This window comes from Rhizobium sp. C4 (genome assembly GCF_021026315.1).
Classification (GTDB): domain Bacteria; phylum Pseudomonadota; class Alphaproteobacteria; order Rhizobiales; family Rhizobiaceae; genus Ensifer_A.
Genome location: NZ_JAJNCX010000006.1, coordinates 159,444 through 177,848 on the forward strand (window position 1 = coordinate 159,444; position 18,405 = coordinate 177,848).

Sequence of the window (18,405 nt, forward strand, 5' to 3'; positions counted from 1 at the left end):
GCTTGCCCCGCAAGCCGGATTCAATCCCTCAAAACCTTGAGACGCAACGTCCGCCGGCAAGGCGGACCTCACCCGAGGGCTTGCCTTCGCCCTTCAGCAGAATACGGCGCGGGCGGCCGGGCGCGAGGTGGAACCAGTTGTCCGAAACCTCGAAACCGGCAACATCGATCTGCACATTCTGCGCCAAACGATCGGTCGAAATCTCCAGCGCAAGGCCCTGATCCGACTCAAGAAGTTCCAGCGTGAACTGCACATCGCGCCGCGCCGCCGTTCGGCCGAGCGGGAAGTGATGGGCGCTGGCGATCTCCTCGCCGCTCGCCCGGTCGATGAGCCGGGCCACGGTCACATCATGCGACGGCGGGCCGAAGCGGAAGGCATAGGCCGTGTCGAAGAAGGTACCGAAGAGATCGGTCGCGGCAATCGTCATCGCCGAATGCGGATCGAGCGTCAGATCGCGCCGGCCCGACACGACCGGCACCGCGCCATCGCGCAGGCAGACAAGTTCGACACTCACGTCCCTCGCCTCGCCGAGATCGTTGACGACATGGAGATCGATCCCGTTCGTCCCTTCGTCCGTCAGCCCGACCTGCAAAGGCCGGAAGGCGCGGCGCACGGCGTGCCAGACGGGCTTGGCCAGCCCCGTCGCATCAATGAGCCCCCAGCTGGGACCGGGCAAAAGATCCTGAAATGTCCAGATCAGCGCGCCTCGGCAGGACGAGCCCGCCCGCCGCCATTCGGCATAGGTCGCCTCGATCACCTCGCCCGTCACGACACGTGACAGATCGAGATAGAGGCCCGGATTTTCCCGACGCAGCCGCTCCGGCTCGACCTCATAGAGAAGCTTCAGATAGAATTCCCGCACATCCTCGAAATCCCAGCTGGCGCCCCGGTCGCGCGGCACGCGGGCCTTCCAGCGCGGATCGTGGACGGCGGCAACGGGCAGATACTTGTCGAGCGTCACCTGCTCGGGCACATGGGCGAAGGCGAGGCTTTCGGCGGCAAAGCGGACATGCGCGCGCCGCGCATCGTCGAGCGGCCGCATATAGGCCCCGACGCCATAGTAATGCGTGACGCCGGCATTGGGCGAAAAGGGCATCGCCCCGCCCGAAGGCGAATTGGCAACCCAGACGCAATCCGGACGATGGGCACGCACGAGTTCCGGCAGGATCGATTCCGTCAGCTCCGACCGGTAGGTGCTTTCCGGCAGGCCGAGCATGGCCGCCTGCTGATAGACTTCCGACCCGCCGCAGACGACCGCAAGCGACGGGGAGGCAGAGGTCCTGTCGAGCAGTTGCGCGACCTCCTGCTTGAGATCGGCAAGCCAGGCCTCGTCAGACGCCGGATAGTCGAAATTGGCCAGCATCAGTTCCTGCCAGACCATGAGGCCAAGTTCGTCGCAAAGCTGGAAGAATTCGGCACTCTCATAGGCCATGGTGCCGCCGATGCGGATCATGTTCATATGTGCCTGCGCGGCCTTTTCCAGCCACGGTCGATAATCCGCCCGCCCGCCCGGCAGGCTGACGATATCGGCGCTTGTCCACACAGCACCCCGGCAGAAAACCGGCACGCCATTGACCTTCAGCCCGAAGCCCTGCCCGTCCGCATCGCGGTCGATCTCGACATGGCGGAAGCCGGTGCGCCCCAGCGTCACCATCTCACCGTTCCAGTCCAGCGTCACATCATGCAGAACCGGCTTGCCATGAGAGCGCGGCCACCAGGCCTCGACACCCGGCAGAACCAGCACAGCCGAACCATCCACGACCTTGGCCTTGGCCCCCGCGCAAGCCACCGTCGCGCCCTCGGCATTTTCAACCCGCACGGTCAGATGCCCGCAGCCCTGCGCATCCAGCCGCGCCGAAATGCGCGCTTCGCCGGGTTCATTCCTGTGATGCCGGATCACCGAAATCGGCCGCCAGGGGCCGACAGCATGCACTTCCGGGCACCAGCCCGGCATTCTGCCCAGCGTAGTCGTACGGAAGAGCCGCATACCGGCCGGCGTGATCATCTGCGGCCGCCATCGCGCCCGCGGCCCCTTCTTGCCAAGCAGCGGCCCGAGCGCGCGAAAGCAGATTGCCAACGTGTCGCCACCCTGAAGGTGGACGGTAACGTCATGGCTTAAATACATGCTTTGACTCGAAAGAATCCGATCGCCGTTGAGGAAGACCTCGGCCACCGTCGCCAGACCTTCGAAGCGCAAAGTCACATCGCCGGGCTCTTCATCCAGCCGCAGCACATACCACGCATCGCGCGTATCCAGCGGCTTCGGATTGGCCCGATCAAACCGCCCCGCTGCCTCCAGCGCCTGCGCCACCGTGCCCGGCACAGGGGCCGCAATGAAGTCCTCAATGCCGACGATCTCATCGGGGCGCGCACATGCCCCCGCCGGCGTCAGCTCCATCACCCAGCCGTCGTCGAGGCGGCGGATGGTGGGTTGGGCGGAGGGCGTGGCGTGGTCGGTCATGGTGTTCCCGTAGCATCTGGATACCTCCTCTCCCCTTGTGGGAGAGGAAGAAAAATCAGCATCTTAGCTGCAAGCTAAGTGCTAGATTTTTCAGGTGAGGGGTGGGCTCCCGCACGGACCCCTCACTTGCAAAATCTATGACTTAGCCTTTGGCTAAGATCATGATTTTGCTTTCTCCCCCACAAGGGGGAGAACAAGATCACCCCAGCGCCCTGCCCGCGCTCTCCATCAACTTCTCCCAGGCCTCCGCCGCCGGTTCGAGCGCGCCAGTCAGCGGCTCGAACTTCTTGCGGGTCACGGCGCGGGCCAGCTGGAACTGGGCCGATTTCATCACTTCCGAAATCCGCATCGCATGGGCCGCGGGCTCGGCAAATTCCGGCCCCAGCCATTCGAAATAGCTGCCGCAGAGTTCGAAATTGGCGCCCGCCTGCCGCAGCGTGTTGAAGGCATATTTGTGGAAGAAGCCGAAGGGACGTTCGGCAACCTTCGCTGCGGCCTCAGGGAAGATCGAGGAAAAGGCCGCAATCGGATTTTCCGCCGGCCGGCGATCATAGTGATACTGGCCGAGCGAGAATGCCTCCTCGCGCAACTCGCGCTCCTCCGGATAGAAATCCGGCAGCTTGGCGAATTCGGTATAGGGCAGGAAAGGAAGCGCACCTTCCGGCGCATTCAGCTGGAACAGCCCGTCGAAATCCTCACCTGACAGATGAAAGAAACCGGCGTTGTGGAAATAGTCGAGCTCTCTCGTCTCGAGATCCATGCGGTTGATCGCAACCGTCGTCTTGCCGTGTTCCTGACGATAGGCCACGCCCTGCGTGTCGGGCATGTAGAATGAGTCCATCTCGATCAGGCAGATGCGACCGCGCGCCGCCTGCTCGGCGACATGGGCCTCGACCTTGTCGTAGATCGCAAGTTCGGTGACGACAATTCCGTACAGGGTTTCAAGGTCTTCCAGCGGAACCTTGAAGAAGGTCATCTGGTCGCCCTCGAAATCCTGGGTCAGCGTGAAGCCGAGCATGGATTGCGGTGGCAGGCCTTGCGCGGCCAGAAGCTCGATCCAGAGATCGGTATAGCAATTGGTTTCAGGCCACATGCGCTCCGGGGAATGGAGCGCATGTGGCTGATAGCCAAACGGTGTGACGTTCAGGATGCCCGACATCGGATCAACCGAAGAGGGCGTCGCGGACCTCACGCGGCCACAGCTTGGGATCGAGCCCGTGGTGGTGGAAGAGCGCGAGCGCAATGCGCTCCAGGCCGAAGCCGACGCAGGCCGTGTGGGCGGTTTCGCCGTCAACGGTCTTCAGATCCCAGGTCTTGCCGAAATGGTCCTGATGATAGTTGAAGCTCATGCAGGCCGTCGGCTTGGAAACCGAGGTAATCGGGATGAGCAGTTCGAACTTCAGGTTCTGGTCGCGCTGGTTGTTCTTCATCAGGCGGCCGGCGCGGCCGAAGAAGGGGTCGTTGGCAACGTCGATATCGACCGGCAGCGCCACCTGCGCCATCAGTTCCTTGCCCTTTTCCATCCATTCCTGGCGGAAGGCCATGACGTCAGCCGGCTTGCCCATGCGGACGAACTCGCGCATGCGGAAGAGCTGCATGCGGGCCGGGTCCATCGAGGGCTCGTGGCGGAAGCAATAGGACTGGATGTTGAACAGGCCGCCGCCCGCCTGGAGATTGCCGCGCTTGGCGACGATCGGATAGAGCGGATAGCAGGCCGCCGGCGTCAGGACGATGTCGGAAGCCTTCTGGCCGCCCGTCCAGTCTTCGCCTGCTGCCATGCACTGGATGAGATCGGCATGCGCCAGATCGTCGCCGCAGAAGCAGTGAACCGTGCCCGCCAGCTGCGGGAAGTTCTTCATGTAGCCCGAGCCTTCGAAATAGCTGCGGTTCATGCCGGGGGGGAAGCGGATGACTTCGGCACCCGTTTCGCCGGAAAACTTGTCGATCAGGCGTTCGAAGCCGGTGATCACATCTTCGAACGTGCCGGAGCGCGCATAGAGCCCTTCGACGCCGGTGTCGATCAGGAGACCGCTATCGAACAGGCGGTCGAGGAAAGTCACTTGCATATCCATAGCGTTATCCCAAAAGGCTGGTGTCGAGTTTGTGGACGGTGAGCATCGTCGCCGTGTTCGACAGAATACGGTCGTTGGAAATCATCAGCTGGGCCGAATGCGCATCGCGCAGGTGGCGGCCAAGGCTGTAGGGCGTGCCGTTCTTGTAGCCGGCAATGCCGCAGATCATCATGGCCTGGTTGATGACCGAGAGGATCTTCTGCGAGGTCGCGATCTTGACGTTGTTCATCGCCACCGCAAAGCCCATCGAGGAGAGCTGCGCCGGATCTTCCTTGGCAGCCTCGAAACGTTCCATGCCGGCAATGACGTTGGACTTGATCAGGTGCAGTTCGGCCGTGGCTTCGGCCAGACGCAGCGCGCCGGGGGGCGTCGTGCCGGGGTTGGCACGCGCTGCGGCACGGACAAAGGCCTGTGCGCGGGTGACGGCGTTGAGCGCGATGCCGTACCAGACGCCCGACCACAGAAGGTGGCAGGTGGCGAGCATGGATTCAGCGGCGATTTCCGCGAACGGCTTCGGCAGGATCTGCACGCTCGGCGCTTCCGCCTTGAACAGGAAGCCGTCCGAGCAGGTGCCGCGCATGCCGAGCGTGTCCCAGACATGGGTCTGTTCGAGCGTGTACTGGTCCTTGAGGAAGACGGTCATGACCTGATCGGTCGAGGCGGCGTCCTTGTGGGCGCGGGACGTGATCAGGATCGCATCGGCCTGCTTGCCATAGGAAATGACGGTCGCTTCCTTGGTCAGGCGGCAGACGTCGCCGTCGACCTCGATGGCGCAGATCGAATTGCGCAGGTTGCCGCCGATGCCGGCTTCGGTCGTGGCCGAGCCGAGAAGCAGCTGTTCGCGCACGATGCGGTGCATGAAGGCTTCATGCCATTCGTCGCCCATGCCGTGCGAGACGCAGCTCGACAGCTTGATGTGGTGCATGGCGAAGATCATGGCCGAGGAGGCGCATTCCTGCGCGATGATCGAGCAGACTTCCGCGATCTCGGCAATGGTGGCGCCCTCGCCGCCCAGAAGGATCGGGATCTGGATGCCGAACAGGCGCGCCGACTTCATGGCGGCAACGGCTTCATGCGGGAAGCGGCCTTCCTTGTCGACGGCATCGGCATGTTTGGCGGCAACGGCTGCCACTTCGCGGGCGCGCTCGACGAGCCCGGCGCCGCGAATTTCAGACATCATGTTCATCACGCAGCCTCCCGGCCTTCAACGATGGCGGAGACGGTTTCGGCAATCGCGTCGATCGAGGCGAACGACTTGCGGTTCAGCAGGTGATCCGGAAATTCGATGTCGAAGGCATCCTCGATGCCGAGCATCAGCTGCACCGACGCGAAGGACGAAAGACCGGCCGCGTAGAGATCCGCGCTGTCAGCCAGCGTATCAACCGCGACAGGCAGGCCGCCGAGCTTGCCCAAAAGTTCCCTGATCTTGTCCTTCATCTTCTTCTCCTTGTCAGAACAAAGTGCGAAAGCATCCCTAATGATGGGGAGAAGAAAACCACAGGCGGGATAAGATCGACCTAAAGAATATAGACAAAAAATCCTTAACCTCAGGCTGTGTCCCAAAATAGGACCGCTTGACAACATACTCGGTAGTATGTCTACTTTCCGCAAGGGCCGCCCGGATCTGGAAGCGGCGGCAGACGGGGAGGACGGGACCGCATGACCGCGAATGCGTCCGCGCAAAACAGCCTTGAGCACAGCCTGGTCGAAGAAGGCCAGATCGAGATCCTGCGTATGGCGGCGCAATGCTTCATGACGCGCGGCTTTGCCTCCACCAGCATCGACGATGTTGCCCGTAGGCTCGGCTCCACGAAGGGCCGCATCTACCACTTCTTCGCTTCCAAGGCGGACCTCTTCTTCGCCGTTGCCGAGGTCGGCATGGAGTTCAACTACGCCGCCATCGATGCCAGCCTGAAGAAGGAAGCGCCGGCGATCGAGCGCCTGCGCGACATGGCGTTTGCCCATTGCATGTCGATGATCGAGACGCAGGCCTACCAGCACTCCGTCTGGCAGGGGGTGGAAATCCACCTGCGCGGATCGACAACGCCGGAACAGCGCGAGCGTCTCAATGCGCTTATCGAGTCCCGCGAGCGCTATTCGGCTCTTTTCAAGACGGTTATGGAAGAAGCTGTCCGCGATGGCCATATACGCTATCGTGATCCAAGCATCGCGCGGCAGCTGATGTTCATGGCGCTGAACTCGCCGATCTTCTGGTACAAGCCGCGCCCCGGCGAAACGGCGCAAGACCGTCGCCGGATCGCGCAGCAATGCACCGACTATGCCCTTGCCGGGTTGGGAGACCCGGCGGCGGCGGAACGCCCGAACGCATAAGGAGACTGAAAACGCGGCAGTGGAGGACTGCCCGAAAACGCAAGAAACACGATGGCCCAAGGGCCAGGGTTCAGGGAGGGACCTTTAAGTGGATTTATTGCAATTGCTGATCAGCGGCCTGGCAAATGGCTGCGTCTACGGCCTGATCGCCCTCGGCTTCGTGCTGATCTACAAGGCGACGGAAGCCGTGAACTTCGCCCAGGGCGATTTCATGATGCTGGGGGCGTTTCTGACCCTCACCTTCGCCAATTCCAACGAACTCGGCCTGCCCTTCTGGCTCGCCTGCATCCTCGCTGTCGCCGTCATGGCGGTGGTCGGCTATCTGGTGGAAGCGCTTCTCATCCGCCGCATGTTCGGCGAGAGCCAGATCGCCATCGTCATCCTCACCATCTCGCTCGGCATCGTGCTGCGTTTTCTCGCAGGCGTCATCTGGGGTCATGAGCCGCAGTCGCTGCAGAGCCCGCTGGCCGGCAAGGAGGTGCGGATCGGCAGCCTCGTGCTCGGCTTCGACGACATGACGATCATCATTGTCACGCTGCTCCTGACGCTCGGCCTCTATCTCTTCTTCGCCAGGACGAAGATAGGTCTCGCCATGCAGGCCGCCTCGCAGAACCAGCTCGCCGCCTATTACATGGGCATTCCGGTCAAGCGCGTCCATGCGCTGGTCTGGGCGCTGGCCGGCGGGGTCGCCGCCATTGCCGGCATCCTCTTCGCCGCCAAGGGCACGATCGATCCGTCCACGGGCCTGCTCGGCATCAAGGCATCCGCCGCGGCCATCATCGGCGGTTTCGGCTCGCTGCCCGGCGCGCTTCTCGGCGGGCTGATCATCGGCCTCGTCGAACCCTTGTCGTCGCGCTATGTCGCCGCCGGCGTGTCGCAGATCATGCCCTACCTGATCCTGCTCATCGTCCTCATCGTTCGCCCCCACGGCCTGCTGTCGCAGGTCCGCGCGAAGAAGGTGTGAGCCGATGCGGATCGTTTTCAAGACCACCTACGAGGCCGATATCCGGCTCTTCAAGCACGGCGCACAGGGCTTCTGGTATGCGCTCCTGCTCATCGTCGCGATTGCCGCTCCCTTCATCCTCGGGGACTTCCTGACCGGCGAAGCGACCAATGTGCTGATCTGGGCGATCTGCGGCATGGGCCTCATGCTGCTTGTCGGCCAGAGCGGACAGGCAAGCCTCGGCCACGCCGCCTTCATGGCCATCGGCGCCTATTCCTGCGTGCTTCTGGAAAGCGCCGGCGTGCCCTTCATTCTCGCGCTGCCGCTCGGCGGCATCATCACCGGCATTGCCGGCGGGCTTTTCGCAATGCCCGTCACGCGCCTGCACGGAATCTATCTGGCAATTGCCACACTCGCCGTCTCGGTCATGATGGAAGACGTCATCGTTCTCGCCGAACCGCTGACCGGCGGCGTCAACGGGCTGATGGCGGCTGACATCGAGATCTTCGGCATCAACTTCAACCGCTACGGCAATGCCTCCGGCCTCTACTGGCTGATCCTCGCCATCGCCATCCTGATCGTGCTCGCCTACCGCAACATCCAGCGCTCGCCGCTCGGCCGCGCCTTTGCCGCCGTGCGCGATTCCGAAATCTCGGCGCAGGCCATGGGCATCAACGTGGCCCGCACCAAGGCCATGGCCTTTGCGATCTCCACCTTCATGACCGGCATCGGCGGCGCGCTGATGGGCCACTTCGCCGGCGTCTTCAACCAGGAGACCTTCAACCTCGTCATCTCGATCAATCTCCTTCTGATGATCGTCATCGGCGGGCTCGGCACCATCCATGGCGCCTTCCTCGGCGCGGTCGTCATCGGCTTCCTGCCACAGGCGATTGCCTTTGCCCGCGACGGGCTGGGCCACCTCTTCCATTTCGACTCCATCGCGATCCCCGGCCTGGAGACCGGGATCTTCGGCACGATCCTCATCCTCTTCATCCTGTTCGAGCCGCTCGGCATCTACGGACGCTGGGTGAAGATCCGCACCTATTTCGAGCTGTTTCCCTTCGCCCGGCGCGACATGTTCCGCCGCCAGAAGAGCTACCTCAAGACGGAGCGCATCAGATGAGCCTTCTGGAGCTGAAAAACGTCACCCTGAAATTCGGTGGCCTCACCGCCGTCAACGATGTCTCCTTCGCGGTCGAGGAAGGCGAAGTCTTCGCTCTGGTCGGCCCGAACGGCGCGGGCAAGTCGACGATCTTCAACATGATCTCGCGCTTCTACACACCCTATTCCGGCGACATCCTCTTTGAAGGCAGGAGCATCCTCGGCAAGGCCCCGCACGAGATCGCAGGGCTCGGTATCGCCCGTACCTTCCAGAATATCGAGCTCTTCGAACAGGCAAGCGTGCTGCAGAACATGCTGGTCGGCCGGTATACGCATCGGCGCTCGAATTTCCTGACCGAACTCCTCTTTACCCCTTTTGTAAGGCGCGAGGAGCATCGCCACCGCGAGGCGGTCGAGAAGGCGATCGACTTCCTCGACCTCCAGCCCTATCGCGAAAAGCTGATCGCCGGCCTGCCCTATGGCGTCCGCAAGGTGGTCGAGATGGGCCGGGCGCTCGCCATCCAGCCGAAGCTCCTGCTGCTCGACGAACCGGCCTCCGGCCTCTCGGTCGAGGAAACGCAGGACGTCGCCTTCTGGATCGAGGACATCAAGAAGGTCATGGGCATCACCGTGCTGATGGTCGAGCACGACATGCATCTCGTCTCCTCCGTCTGCGACCGCGTTCTGGCGCTGGCCGACGGCAAGAAACTGGCGCTCGGCACGCCGCGCGAGGTGCAGACCGATCCGCGGGTTGTCGAAGCCTATCTCGGCTCGGACACAGAGGAGGCCGCGTGATGGGCGAACCGCTTCTGAAGATCGAAAACCTCGAAAGCTACTATGGCCCGATCATGGCGATCCGGGGCGTCAGCCTGGAGGTGCATGAAGGCCAGATCGTCACCGTGCTTGGCGCCAACGGGGCCGGCAAGACGACGCTGATGAAGACCATCTCCGGCGTCATGGACCCGGAAAAGGGAACCGTGAAGCTCGCCGGCGAGGAAATCCAGGGCCGCGACCCCGACCACTCCGTTCGCAAGGGCGTCGTGCAGGTGCCGGAAGGCCGCGAAATCTTCCCGCTTATGTCCGTCGAGGACAATCTGAAGATGGGGGCCTTCACCCGCAGCGACCGCGCCGGCATCGCCGCCGATATCGACATGGTCTACCGCTACTTCCCCATCCTGAAGGAACGCGCGAACCAGGATGCCGGAACGCTCTCCGGCGGCCAGCAGCAGATGCTGGCCATCGGTCGTGGCCTGATGGCGCGGCCCCGCGTCATGCTGCTCGACGAGCCGAGCCTGGGGCTCAGCCCGCTCCTCACCAAGGAAATCTTCGCCATCATCAAGCGGCTCAATGCCGAGCAGAAGGTGACGATGCTGGTGGTCGAACAGAACGCCAAGATCGCGCTTGAGGCCGCCCATTATGGTTACGTGATGGAACTCGGCCGGATCGTCATGGGTGGCCCGGCGGAGAAGCTGCGCGCATCCAAGGACATCCAGGAATTCTATCTCGGCCAGCAGGGCGAGAGCCAGCGCGGACAGCGGCGCTGGAAAAACCGCAAGACGTGGCGTTGAGGGAGGAGGACACGATGAACCAGATGGTCAACATTCCGCCCATGCAGAAGGTCCATGGCATCGAACTCAATGCCGACCTGAGCCGAGGCCCCTTCTATATCGACGGCAGCGACACGCTGCCGAAGCTGTTCGAGAAGCGCTGCCGGGAGCTGGGTGCCCGCACCGCACATCGCGAAAAGGATTTCGGCATCTGGCGCTCCTACAGCTGGACCGACTGGTACGAGCAGGCCCGCCTCCTCGGCCTCGGCCTGATCTCGCTCGGCTTCGGGCGCGGCGACGTCGCAGCGATCCTCTCCGAGGACAACAAGGAATGGCTCTATGCCGACCTCGGCATCCAGTGCGCCGGCGGCATCGTCACCGGCGTCTACACGACCGATGCGGCGAGCCAGCTCGCCTATATCGTCAACGATTCCGGCGCGAAGTTCCTGTTCCTCGAAAACGACGAACAGCTGGACAAGTATCTGGAAGTCCGCGACCGGATGCCGGGCCTCGTCAAGGTCATCGTCTTCGACCCGGAGGGCCTGCACGACTTCCGCGACCCGAACGTGATCTTCATCGAAGACCTCTACGAGATGGGCCGTCAGGAACTTGCCCGCCAGCCCGGCCGCTTCGAGCAGGAGATCGCCGCGTCCAGACCCGACGACATCGCGATCCTCATCTATACGTCCGGTACGACCGGCATGCCCAAGGGCGTCATGATCGACCATTCGAACATGATGTACACGATCGCCGCCAACGTGCTGCTCCTGCCTGTCTTCCCGGAGGACGAGCAGGTCTGCTTCCTGCCGCTCTGCCATATCCTCGAGCGCATGATCTCCGTCTCCGGCCCGATCGCCGCCCGCTCGACGGTCAATTTCGCCGAGAGCACGGAAACCGTCTTCGAGAATGTCCGCGAGGTGAGCCCCACGGCCTTCACCGCCGTGCCGCGCGTCTGGGAGAAGATCTATTCCCAGGTCGTCATCATGGCGACGGATGCCACGCCGCTTGGCCGCTGGGCATTCCATCAGGCAGTGAAGACCGGCATGCGGAAGGTCGATTGCGAGCTCGCCGGCAAGCCCGTTCCGCTGACCACCCGCCTCGCCTATACCTTCTGGGATTTCTTCCTGCTGAAGAACCTCCGCCGCATGCTCGGCCTCGACAAGCTGCGTCGCGGCACGACGGGTGCTGCCCCGATCTCACCGGAAATCCTCAAATGGTTCCAGGCGATCGGCGTTCCGGTGCTGGAAGGCTACGGCATGTCGGAAAGTGCCGGTCTCATGTCGGTCAACACGATGGAGGCGAACCGCGTCGGCACGGTGGGTCCTGCCATTCCCGGCTCCGAAATTCGCATCGCACCCGACGGCGAGATCCAGTACCGCGCCGGCAATGTCTTCCGCGGCTACTGGAAGAACCCGGAAAAGACCGCCGAGACGATGACCGAGGACGGCTGGCTCCGGACCGGCGACACCGGCCAGATGGACGAGCGCGGATACTTGCGCATTTCCGGCCGCATCAAGGACATCATCATCACCGCAGGCGGCAAGAACATCACGCCCGCCGAATTCGAGAACCGGCTAAAATTCTCGCCCTACATCTCGGATGCCGTGGTGATCGGCGACCGGCGCAAATTCCTCACCTGCCTCGTCATGATCGACCAGGAGAATGTGCAGAAATATGCGCAGGACCATCGCATACCGTTTTCGGATTTCGCTTCGCTCTGCGCCCGCCCGGAGGTCCAGGCGCTGATCGGCGAGATCATCGAAAGGGTCAACAAGGACTTCGCCCGCGTCGAGCAGGTCAAGAAGTTCCGGTTGATCGACATACTGCTCACGCCGGAGGACGATGAGCTGACCCCGACCATGAAGCTCAAGCGCAGCTTCGTGGAAAAGAAACATAAAGCGCTGATCGACGACATGTATGCCGAGGAGAAGGCAGCATGAACTTTTGGAGGAGGAAGAACATGAAAAAGGGAATGAAAGCAGCCATTGCCGGTCTTCTGGCCGGCGCAAGCATGCTGGCGGCCGGTGCTGCCGGCGCACAAGGCGTGACCGACACGGAAGTCGTGATCGGCTCCAACCAGGACATGTCCGGCATCTTCGCCGCCTTCGGCGCACCCGCCGTCAAGGCCGCCGGTCTCTATTTCGACGAGATCAATGCCAAGGGCGGCATCCATGGTCGCAAGATCAAGTTCGTGGTGGAGGACCACGGCTATCAGGTGCCCAAGGCGATGCAGAACATCAACAAGCTCGTGAATTCCGACAAGATCTTCGCGATGCTGCTGCAGCTCGGCACGCCGATCAACATCGCGTCCTTCCCGCTTCTCGAAAAGAGCAAGGTCGCCAACGTGGCGCCGCTGACATCTGCCCGCCAGATGGTCGAGCCGCCCTCGCCCTACAAATATGCCGGCTTCTCGTCCTATTTCGACCAGACCCGGCTGGCGCTGAAATATCTCGCCGAGAAGGAAGGGACGAAGAAGGTCTGCGCCATGTACATCCCATCCGACTTCGGCCAGGAGCTGAAGGAGGGCACGGATGCAGCGGTCAAGCAGTTCGGTCTCACCTTCGTGGCCGAGACCACCCACAAGCCGGATGAGCAGGACTTTGTCGGCTCGCTGACCAAGCTCAAGGGTGCCGGCTGCGACACGATCGCCATCGCGCTCGGCGTGCGCCAGGTCATCACCGCCGTTGCCACCGCCAAGAAGATGGGCTGGAACGACGTCAAGTTCGTCGGCGCCTCCGCCTCGTTCCATACGGCGATCGCCAAGGTTCCCGGCGGCGTCACGGACGGCTTCTATGCCGGTGCCGGCTGGCCCGACATCGTGGCCCGCATGAACGTTCCGGAGGTCAAGGCCTGGGTCGACAGCTACCAGAAGGCTGCCGGCGAATTCCCCTCCACGGGCGCGCTTCTCGGCCGCTCGGCGGCAGAATCCCTGGTGCGCGGCCTTGAAGCCGCCGGCAAGGACCTGACGCCGGAAAGCTTCCAGAAGGGCATGGAAAGCCTCGACTACGACGACAACATCGCGGGCGTGCACATCAAGTTCGGCCCGAACGACCATATCGGCGGCGACCCCGTCGTGATTTCGAAGATTGAAAAAGGCGAGTGGAAGGAGCTTGCCCGCGTCAATCCGTGATGAACCCCGGCCCCGCGATGGAAAGAGACCCGTCGCGGGGCCTCATTTTGCAGATAAGAAGGAGTACGGCATGAGCCAAGCGGTCAAAACGAGCCTTGAAGGCGATATTTTCCTGATTGAAATCGACAACCCCCCGGTCAATGCGGCCTCTTTTGCCGTTCGCACCGGCATCGTCGAGGCAATCGCAGCCTTTGAGGCCGAAGCAAGCGCAAAAGCCGCCGTGCTTTACTGCGCCGGACGCACATTCGTCGCGGGCGCCGACATCAAGGAATTCGGCAAGGCGCCGCTTGAGCCCTTTCTGCCCGACGTCATTCAGAAGGTCGAGGACGCCACCAAGCCCGTCGTCGCCGTCATCCATGGCACCGCACTCGGCGGCGGTCTCGAACTCACCCTCGGCAGCCATTACCGCGTCGGCCTGAAGGGCGCGAAGATCGGCCTGCCGGAAGTCCATATCGGCCTCATCCCCGGCGCCGGCGGCACGCAGCGCCTGCCGCGCCTGATCGGCTTTGAAGCCGCTGCCGACATCGCCACCTCGGGCCGTCAGGTCTCCGCCGGCGAAGCGCTGAAGCTCGGCATCATCGACCTGCTCGATGAAGGCTCCGACCCGAAGGCAGCCGGCCTTGCCTTTGCGCGAAAGATGATCGACGAGGCCCTGCCCGTCCGCCGCCTCAGCCAGAACGACGAGAAGGTCGCCTCCCGCAAGGGCGACAAGGCCTTTTTCGACGGCCTGCGCGGAGCCGTTGCCGGCAAGGCGCGCGGCCAGATCTCGCCCGTCGCCTGCATCGACGCACTCGAGCTTGCCGCCAATGTTCCCTTCGCGGAAGGGATGAAGGGCGAGCGCGCCATCTTCATGAAGCTGCTGGCCGACCCGCAGCGCGAAGCCCTCGTCCATGCCTTCTTCGCCGAACGCGCCGTTTCCAAGGTGCCGGGCCTCGAAGCAGGAAAGCCGAAAGACATCAAGAAGGCCGGCGTCATCGGCGGCGGCACGATGGGTTCCGGCATCACGCTCTCCATGCTCTTCGCCGGCCTGCCGGTGACGATGGTCGAGCGCGACGAGGAACAGGCCGCCCGCGGCCGCGCCAATGTCGAGAAGGTCCTGAACGACGGCGTCGCCCGCGGCAAATATGATCAGGCCTATCGTGATCGCCTCGCCAACGAACTCTATTCGGTCACGACCGACTTCAACGCGCTTGCCGATTGCGACCTCATCATCGAAGCCGCCTTCGAGGACATGGAGGTCAAGAAGGGCGTCTTTACGACACTCGACAAGATCGCCAAGCCCGACGCGATCCTCGCCTCCAACACATCCTATCTCGACATCAACCAGATCGCCGCGATGACCAGCCGGCCGCAGAATGTGCTCGGCCTGCACTTCTTCTCGCCGGCCCATATCATGAAGCTGCTGGAAATCGTCGTCGCCGACAAGACCTCGGCGGATGCGCTCGCCACCGGCTTTGCGCTGGCGAAGAAGCTCGGCAAGACCGGCGTCCGCGCCGGCGTCTGCGACGGCTTCATCGGCAACCGCATTCTGGAGCGCTATCTGCGCATCGCCGTGCATATGGTCGAGGAAGGCACGAGCCCCTATGCCATCGACAAGGCCGTGGTCGATTTCGGCTATCCGATGGGTCCGCACCAGATGGGCGACCTCGCCGGCCTCGACATCGGCTTCATGGCCCGCAAGCGCCGCATCGCCGAAGGCTACAAGGGTCGCTATGCCTTTGAATACCTGGATTGGCTCGCCGAACAGGGCCGCTTCGGCCAGAAGACCGGCCGCGGCTGCTACATCTATCCCGCCGGCGCCCGCAAGGGCATCGAGGACCCGGAATTCCTCGCGGCCATCGACGATATCCGCCAGAAGAAGGGCATTCCCCAGAAGCCCGAGCTCTCTGCCGAAGAGATCATGCGCCGCTACATGGCAGCCATGGTCAACGAGGGCGCGAAGGTGGTCGAGGAAGGCATTGCGCTTCGCCCGCTCGACGTCGATGTCGTCATGCTGGCAGGCTACGGCTCGCCCCGCTATCGCGGCGGCCCGATGAAATATGCCGACATGCGCGGCCTCGACAAGGTGCTGGCCGACATCCGCGAATTCGCCAAGGACGACCCGGATTTCTGGTCTCCGGCCAAGCTGATCGAGGACCTGGTCGCCGGGGGTAAAAATTTCGCCAGCCTCAATGGGGCTGAGTGATCCAATGAACGAAGACGCTCCGGTCGCCCTCGCCCTGAGGTGCCGGAGCGAAGCGAAGGCCTCGAAGGGTCTTGGCCCACACGCTGATCCTTCGAGGCTGCCCTCCGGGCAGCACCTCAGGATGAGGTCGGAGCAAGAGATACCGCTGGCGGCACCTCCACATTAGGATGGAGCCGCCTATTGAACAACAGGGACCGTGCGCCCGAACGAACGATTTGGAATTCAAAGGAAACCACACCATGCGCGAAGCCGTCATTCTCTCCACCGCCCGCACGGGCATCACGAAAGCCTTTCGCGGCGAACTCAATGCCACCCATGGCGCAGACTTCGGCGCAGCGGCCGCCAAGGCCGCCGTCGAGCGCGCCGGGATCGACCCGAACCTGCTGGAAGACGCGATCTTCGGCTGCGGCATGCCGGAAAGCGCCACGGGCGGCAACATTGCCCGCCATATCGGCGTCCGCGCCGGCCTGCCGCTGTCGATGACCGGCGGCACCGTGTCGCGCCATTGCGGCTCCGGCCTCTTCGCCGTCGCGCAGGCCGCCGCCCAGATCACCCAGTATGGCGCCCCGGCCATGCTGGCGGGCGGTCTCGAATCCATCTCCATCGTCCAGAGCCATCTCAACATGTTCATGTACCAGAACGACTGGATGCTCGAACACAAGCCGGCCATGTACATGCCGATGATCGAGACAGCCGATATCGTTGCCGCCCGCTATGGCGTTTCCCGCGAGGCACAGGACGAATATTCCTATCAGAGCCAGATGCGCACGGCGGAAGCCCAGAAGGCCGGCCGTTATGCGGATGAAATCATCGCCATGACCACCAAGATGGCCGTGCAGGACAAGGAAACGAAGGCGATCAGCTATCACGAAGTGACCTTCGACAAGGACGGCTGCAACCGCCCCTCGACGACGCTCGAAGGCCTTCGCGCACTCGAAGCCGTGCGCGGCCCCGGCCAGTTCGTCACCGCCGGCAACGCCTCGCAGCTCTCCGACGGCGCATCGGCCTCCGTGCTGATGGAAGCCAAGGAAGCCGAAAAGCGCGGGCTGGAGCCCATGGGCGCCTTCCGAGGTTTCGTCGTGGCCGGCTGCGAACCCGACGAAATGGGCATCGGCCCCGTCTTCGCCGTGCCGAAGTTGCTCGAACGCGCCGGCCTCAAGGTCTCCGACATCGGCCTCTGGGAACTCAACGAAGCCTTCGCGAGCCAGGCGCTCTATTGCCGCGACCGCCTCGGCATCGACCCGGCGATCTACAACGTCAACGGCGGATCCATCTCCATCGGCCATCCGTATGGCATGACGGGTGCGCGACAGGTCGGCCATGTGCTCTACGAAGGCAAGCGCCGGGGCGTGAAATACGCCGTCGTGACCATGTGCATCGCCGGCGGCCAGGGTGCTGCCGGTCTCATCGAAATCTTCTGATCGGAGACGACCATGGACCTGAGCTTTTCCCCGCAAGACCTCGCCTTTCAGGCCGAGGTCCGCGCCTTCCTCAAGGCAGAGCTTTCGCCACAGCTCGCCGACAAGGTGCGGCATAACAAGACGCTGACCAAGGAAGACATGGTCGGCTGGCACGCCACGCTCAACAAGCGTGGCTGGCTGGCGCAGGATTGGCCGAAGCAATATGGTGGGGCTGACTGGACGCCGGTGCAGCAGCAGATCTTCGATGACGAGGCCTCTGCCGCCGGCGCGCCGCGCATCATCCCCTTCGGCCTCAAGATGCTCGCCCCCGTGCTGATGAAATTCGGCTCGGAGGCGCAGAAGGCGCATTACCTGCCGCGCATTCTCGACGGCACCGACTGGTGGTGCCAGGGCTATTCGGAACCGGGCGCCGGCTCCGACCTAGCCTCGCTGAAGACGCGCGCGGTGCGCGACGGCGACCATTACGTCATCAACGGCCAGAAGACCTGGACGACGCTCGGCCAATATGCCGACATGATCTTCTGCCTGGTGCGCACCGGCACGGAAGGCAAGCCGCAGGAAGGCATTTCCTTCATCCTGGTCGACATGAAGAGCCCGGGGATTACCATCCGCCCGATCATCCTTCTGGAAGGCACGCATGAGGTCAACGAAGTTTTCTTCGACAATGTCCGCGTGCCCGCCGAAAACCTGATCGGCGAGGAGAACAAGGGCTGGACCTATGCCAAATATCTCCTCACCCACGAGCGCACCAACATTGCCGGCGTCGGCGCATCCAAGGCGGCCCTTGCCGAAGTGAAGCGCATCGCGAAAGCCGAGACGGTGCGCGGCGTGCCGCTGGCGGACGACCCCTATTTCGCCGCCCGCGTGGCACAGGTGGAAATGGAACTCGACGCGCTGTCCACCACGAACCTCCGCGTCCTCTCCTCGCCGGATGCGGCCGTCTCTGCCGGCTCGATCTCCTCCATGCTGAAGATCAAGGGCACGGAAATTCGCCAGTCGATCAACGATCTCGCCCGGCGCGCCATCGGCCCCTATGCCATGCCCTTCGTCTCGGAAGCGCTGGAAGAAGGCTATAACGGCGAGCCCGTCGGCCCCGAATATGCCCTCGGCGTCGCGCCGGATTATTTCAACAACCGCAAGATCACCATCTTCGGCGGCTCGAACGAAATCCAGCGCGGCATCATCTCGAAAATGGTCATGGGACTGTAGGGGAG

The 18,405-nt window shown here is 63.0% G+C and carries 15 protein-coding genes; 10 read left to right on the forward strand and 5 right to left on the reverse strand.

What is annotated here, in order from left to right; translation table 11 throughout:
* Positions 1-28 precede the first annotated feature (28 nt).
* The 5 genes from LQK84_RS12780 to LQK84_RS12800 form a co-directional block, all read right to left on the reverse strand.
* Positions 29-2,461 carry a beta-mannosidase gene (locus LQK84_RS12780; RefSeq protein ID WP_230829112.1) on the reverse strand — a complete coding sequence of 811 codons (2,433 nt, stop codon included), beginning with the start codon at positions 2,459-2,461 and terminating at the stop codon, positions 29-31.
* Between the two features lie 199 nt (positions 2,462-2,660).
* Complete coding sequence (locus LQK84_RS12785; protein ID WP_230829113.1) at positions 2,661-3,620, reverse strand: DUF1839 family protein; 960 nt, start codon at positions 3,618-3,620, stop codon at positions 2,661-2,663.
* Positions 3,621-3,624: 4 nt separating this feature from the next.
* Entirely contained in the window at positions 3,625-4,533 is a 909-nt protein-coding gene (locus LQK84_RS12790; protein WP_230829114.1) for an amino acid--[acyl-carrier-protein] ligase, read from the reverse strand.
* Between the two features lie 4 nt (positions 4,534-4,537).
* Positions 4,538-5,719 carry an acyl-CoA dehydrogenase family protein gene (locus tag LQK84_RS12795; protein ID WP_230829115.1) on the reverse strand — a complete coding sequence of 394 codons (1,182 nt, stop codon included), beginning with the start codon at positions 5,717-5,719 and terminating at the stop codon, positions 4,538-4,540.
* Positions 5,719-5,970 (reverse strand): acyl carrier protein, encoded by a 252-nt coding sequence (locus LQK84_RS12800; RefSeq protein WP_230829116.1) that lies wholly within the window; start codon positions 5,968-5,970, stop codon positions 5,719-5,721. Before LQK84_RS12800 ends, LQK84_RS12795 begins: the two co-directional genes overlap by 1 nt.
* Before the next feature lie 222 nt (positions 5,971-6,192).
* Between LQK84_RS12800 and LQK84_RS12805 the strand changes: the two genes are divergently transcribed.
* From LQK84_RS12805 to LQK84_RS12850, 10 genes are all read left to right on the forward strand, one after another.
* Positions 6,193-6,864 carry a TetR/AcrR family transcriptional regulator gene (locus LQK84_RS12805; RefSeq protein WP_230829117.1) on the forward strand — a complete coding sequence of 224 codons (672 nt, stop codon included), beginning with the start codon at positions 6,193-6,195 and terminating at the stop codon, positions 6,862-6,864.
* 103 nt (positions 6,865-6,967) lie between these two features.
* Positions 6,968-7,828 (forward strand): branched-chain amino acid ABC transporter permease, encoded by an 861-nt coding sequence (locus tag LQK84_RS12810; RefSeq protein WP_230829118.1) that lies wholly within the window; start codon positions 6,968-6,970, stop codon positions 7,826-7,828.
* A gap of 4 nt (positions 7,829-7,832) precedes the next feature.
* Positions 7,833-8,930, forward strand: a complete 1,098-nt coding sequence (locus LQK84_RS12815; RefSeq protein ID WP_230829119.1) for a branched-chain amino acid ABC transporter permease — start codon at positions 7,833-7,835, stop codon at positions 8,928-8,930.
* Complete coding sequence (locus LQK84_RS12820; protein WP_230829120.1) at positions 8,927-9,703, forward strand: ABC transporter ATP-binding protein; 777 nt, start codon at positions 8,927-8,929, stop codon at positions 9,701-9,703. The genes LQK84_RS12815 and LQK84_RS12820 overlap by 4 nt, the downstream gene beginning before the upstream one ends.
* Positions 9,703-10,476, forward strand: a complete 774-nt coding sequence (locus LQK84_RS12825) for an ABC transporter ATP-binding protein (protein WP_230829121.1) — start codon at positions 9,703-9,705, stop codon at positions 10,474-10,476. Before LQK84_RS12820 ends, LQK84_RS12825 begins: the two co-directional genes overlap by 1 nt.
* 14 nt (positions 10,477-10,490) lie before the next feature.
* A complete protein-coding gene (locus tag LQK84_RS12830) occupies positions 10,491-12,395 on the forward strand; it encodes an AMP-dependent synthetase/ligase (protein WP_230829122.1) in 1,905 nt (634 codons plus the stop codon).
* Positions 12,396-12,415: 20 nt separating this feature from the next.
* Positions 12,416-13,585 carry an ABC transporter substrate-binding protein gene (locus LQK84_RS12835; protein WP_230829123.1) on the forward strand — a complete coding sequence of 390 codons (1,170 nt, stop codon included), beginning with the start codon at positions 12,416-12,418 and terminating at the stop codon, positions 13,583-13,585.
* A 70-nt stretch (positions 13,586-13,655) separates the two neighbouring features.
* Positions 13,656-15,770, forward strand: a complete 2,115-nt coding sequence (locus tag LQK84_RS12840; RefSeq protein ID WP_230829124.1) for a 3-hydroxyacyl-CoA dehydrogenase NAD-binding domain-containing protein — start codon at positions 13,656-13,658, stop codon at positions 15,768-15,770.
* A 239-nt stretch (positions 15,771-16,009) separates the two neighbouring features.
* Positions 16,010-17,191, forward strand: a complete 1,182-nt coding sequence (locus LQK84_RS12845; RefSeq protein ID WP_230829125.1) for an acetyl-CoA C-acyltransferase — start codon at positions 16,010-16,012, stop codon at positions 17,189-17,191.
* A 12-nt stretch (positions 17,192-17,203) separates the two neighbouring features.
* Entirely contained in the window at positions 17,204-18,400 is a 1,197-nt protein-coding gene (locus LQK84_RS12850) for an acyl-CoA dehydrogenase family protein (protein WP_230829126.1), read from the forward strand.
* Positions 18,401-18,405: the final 5 nt, after the last annotated feature.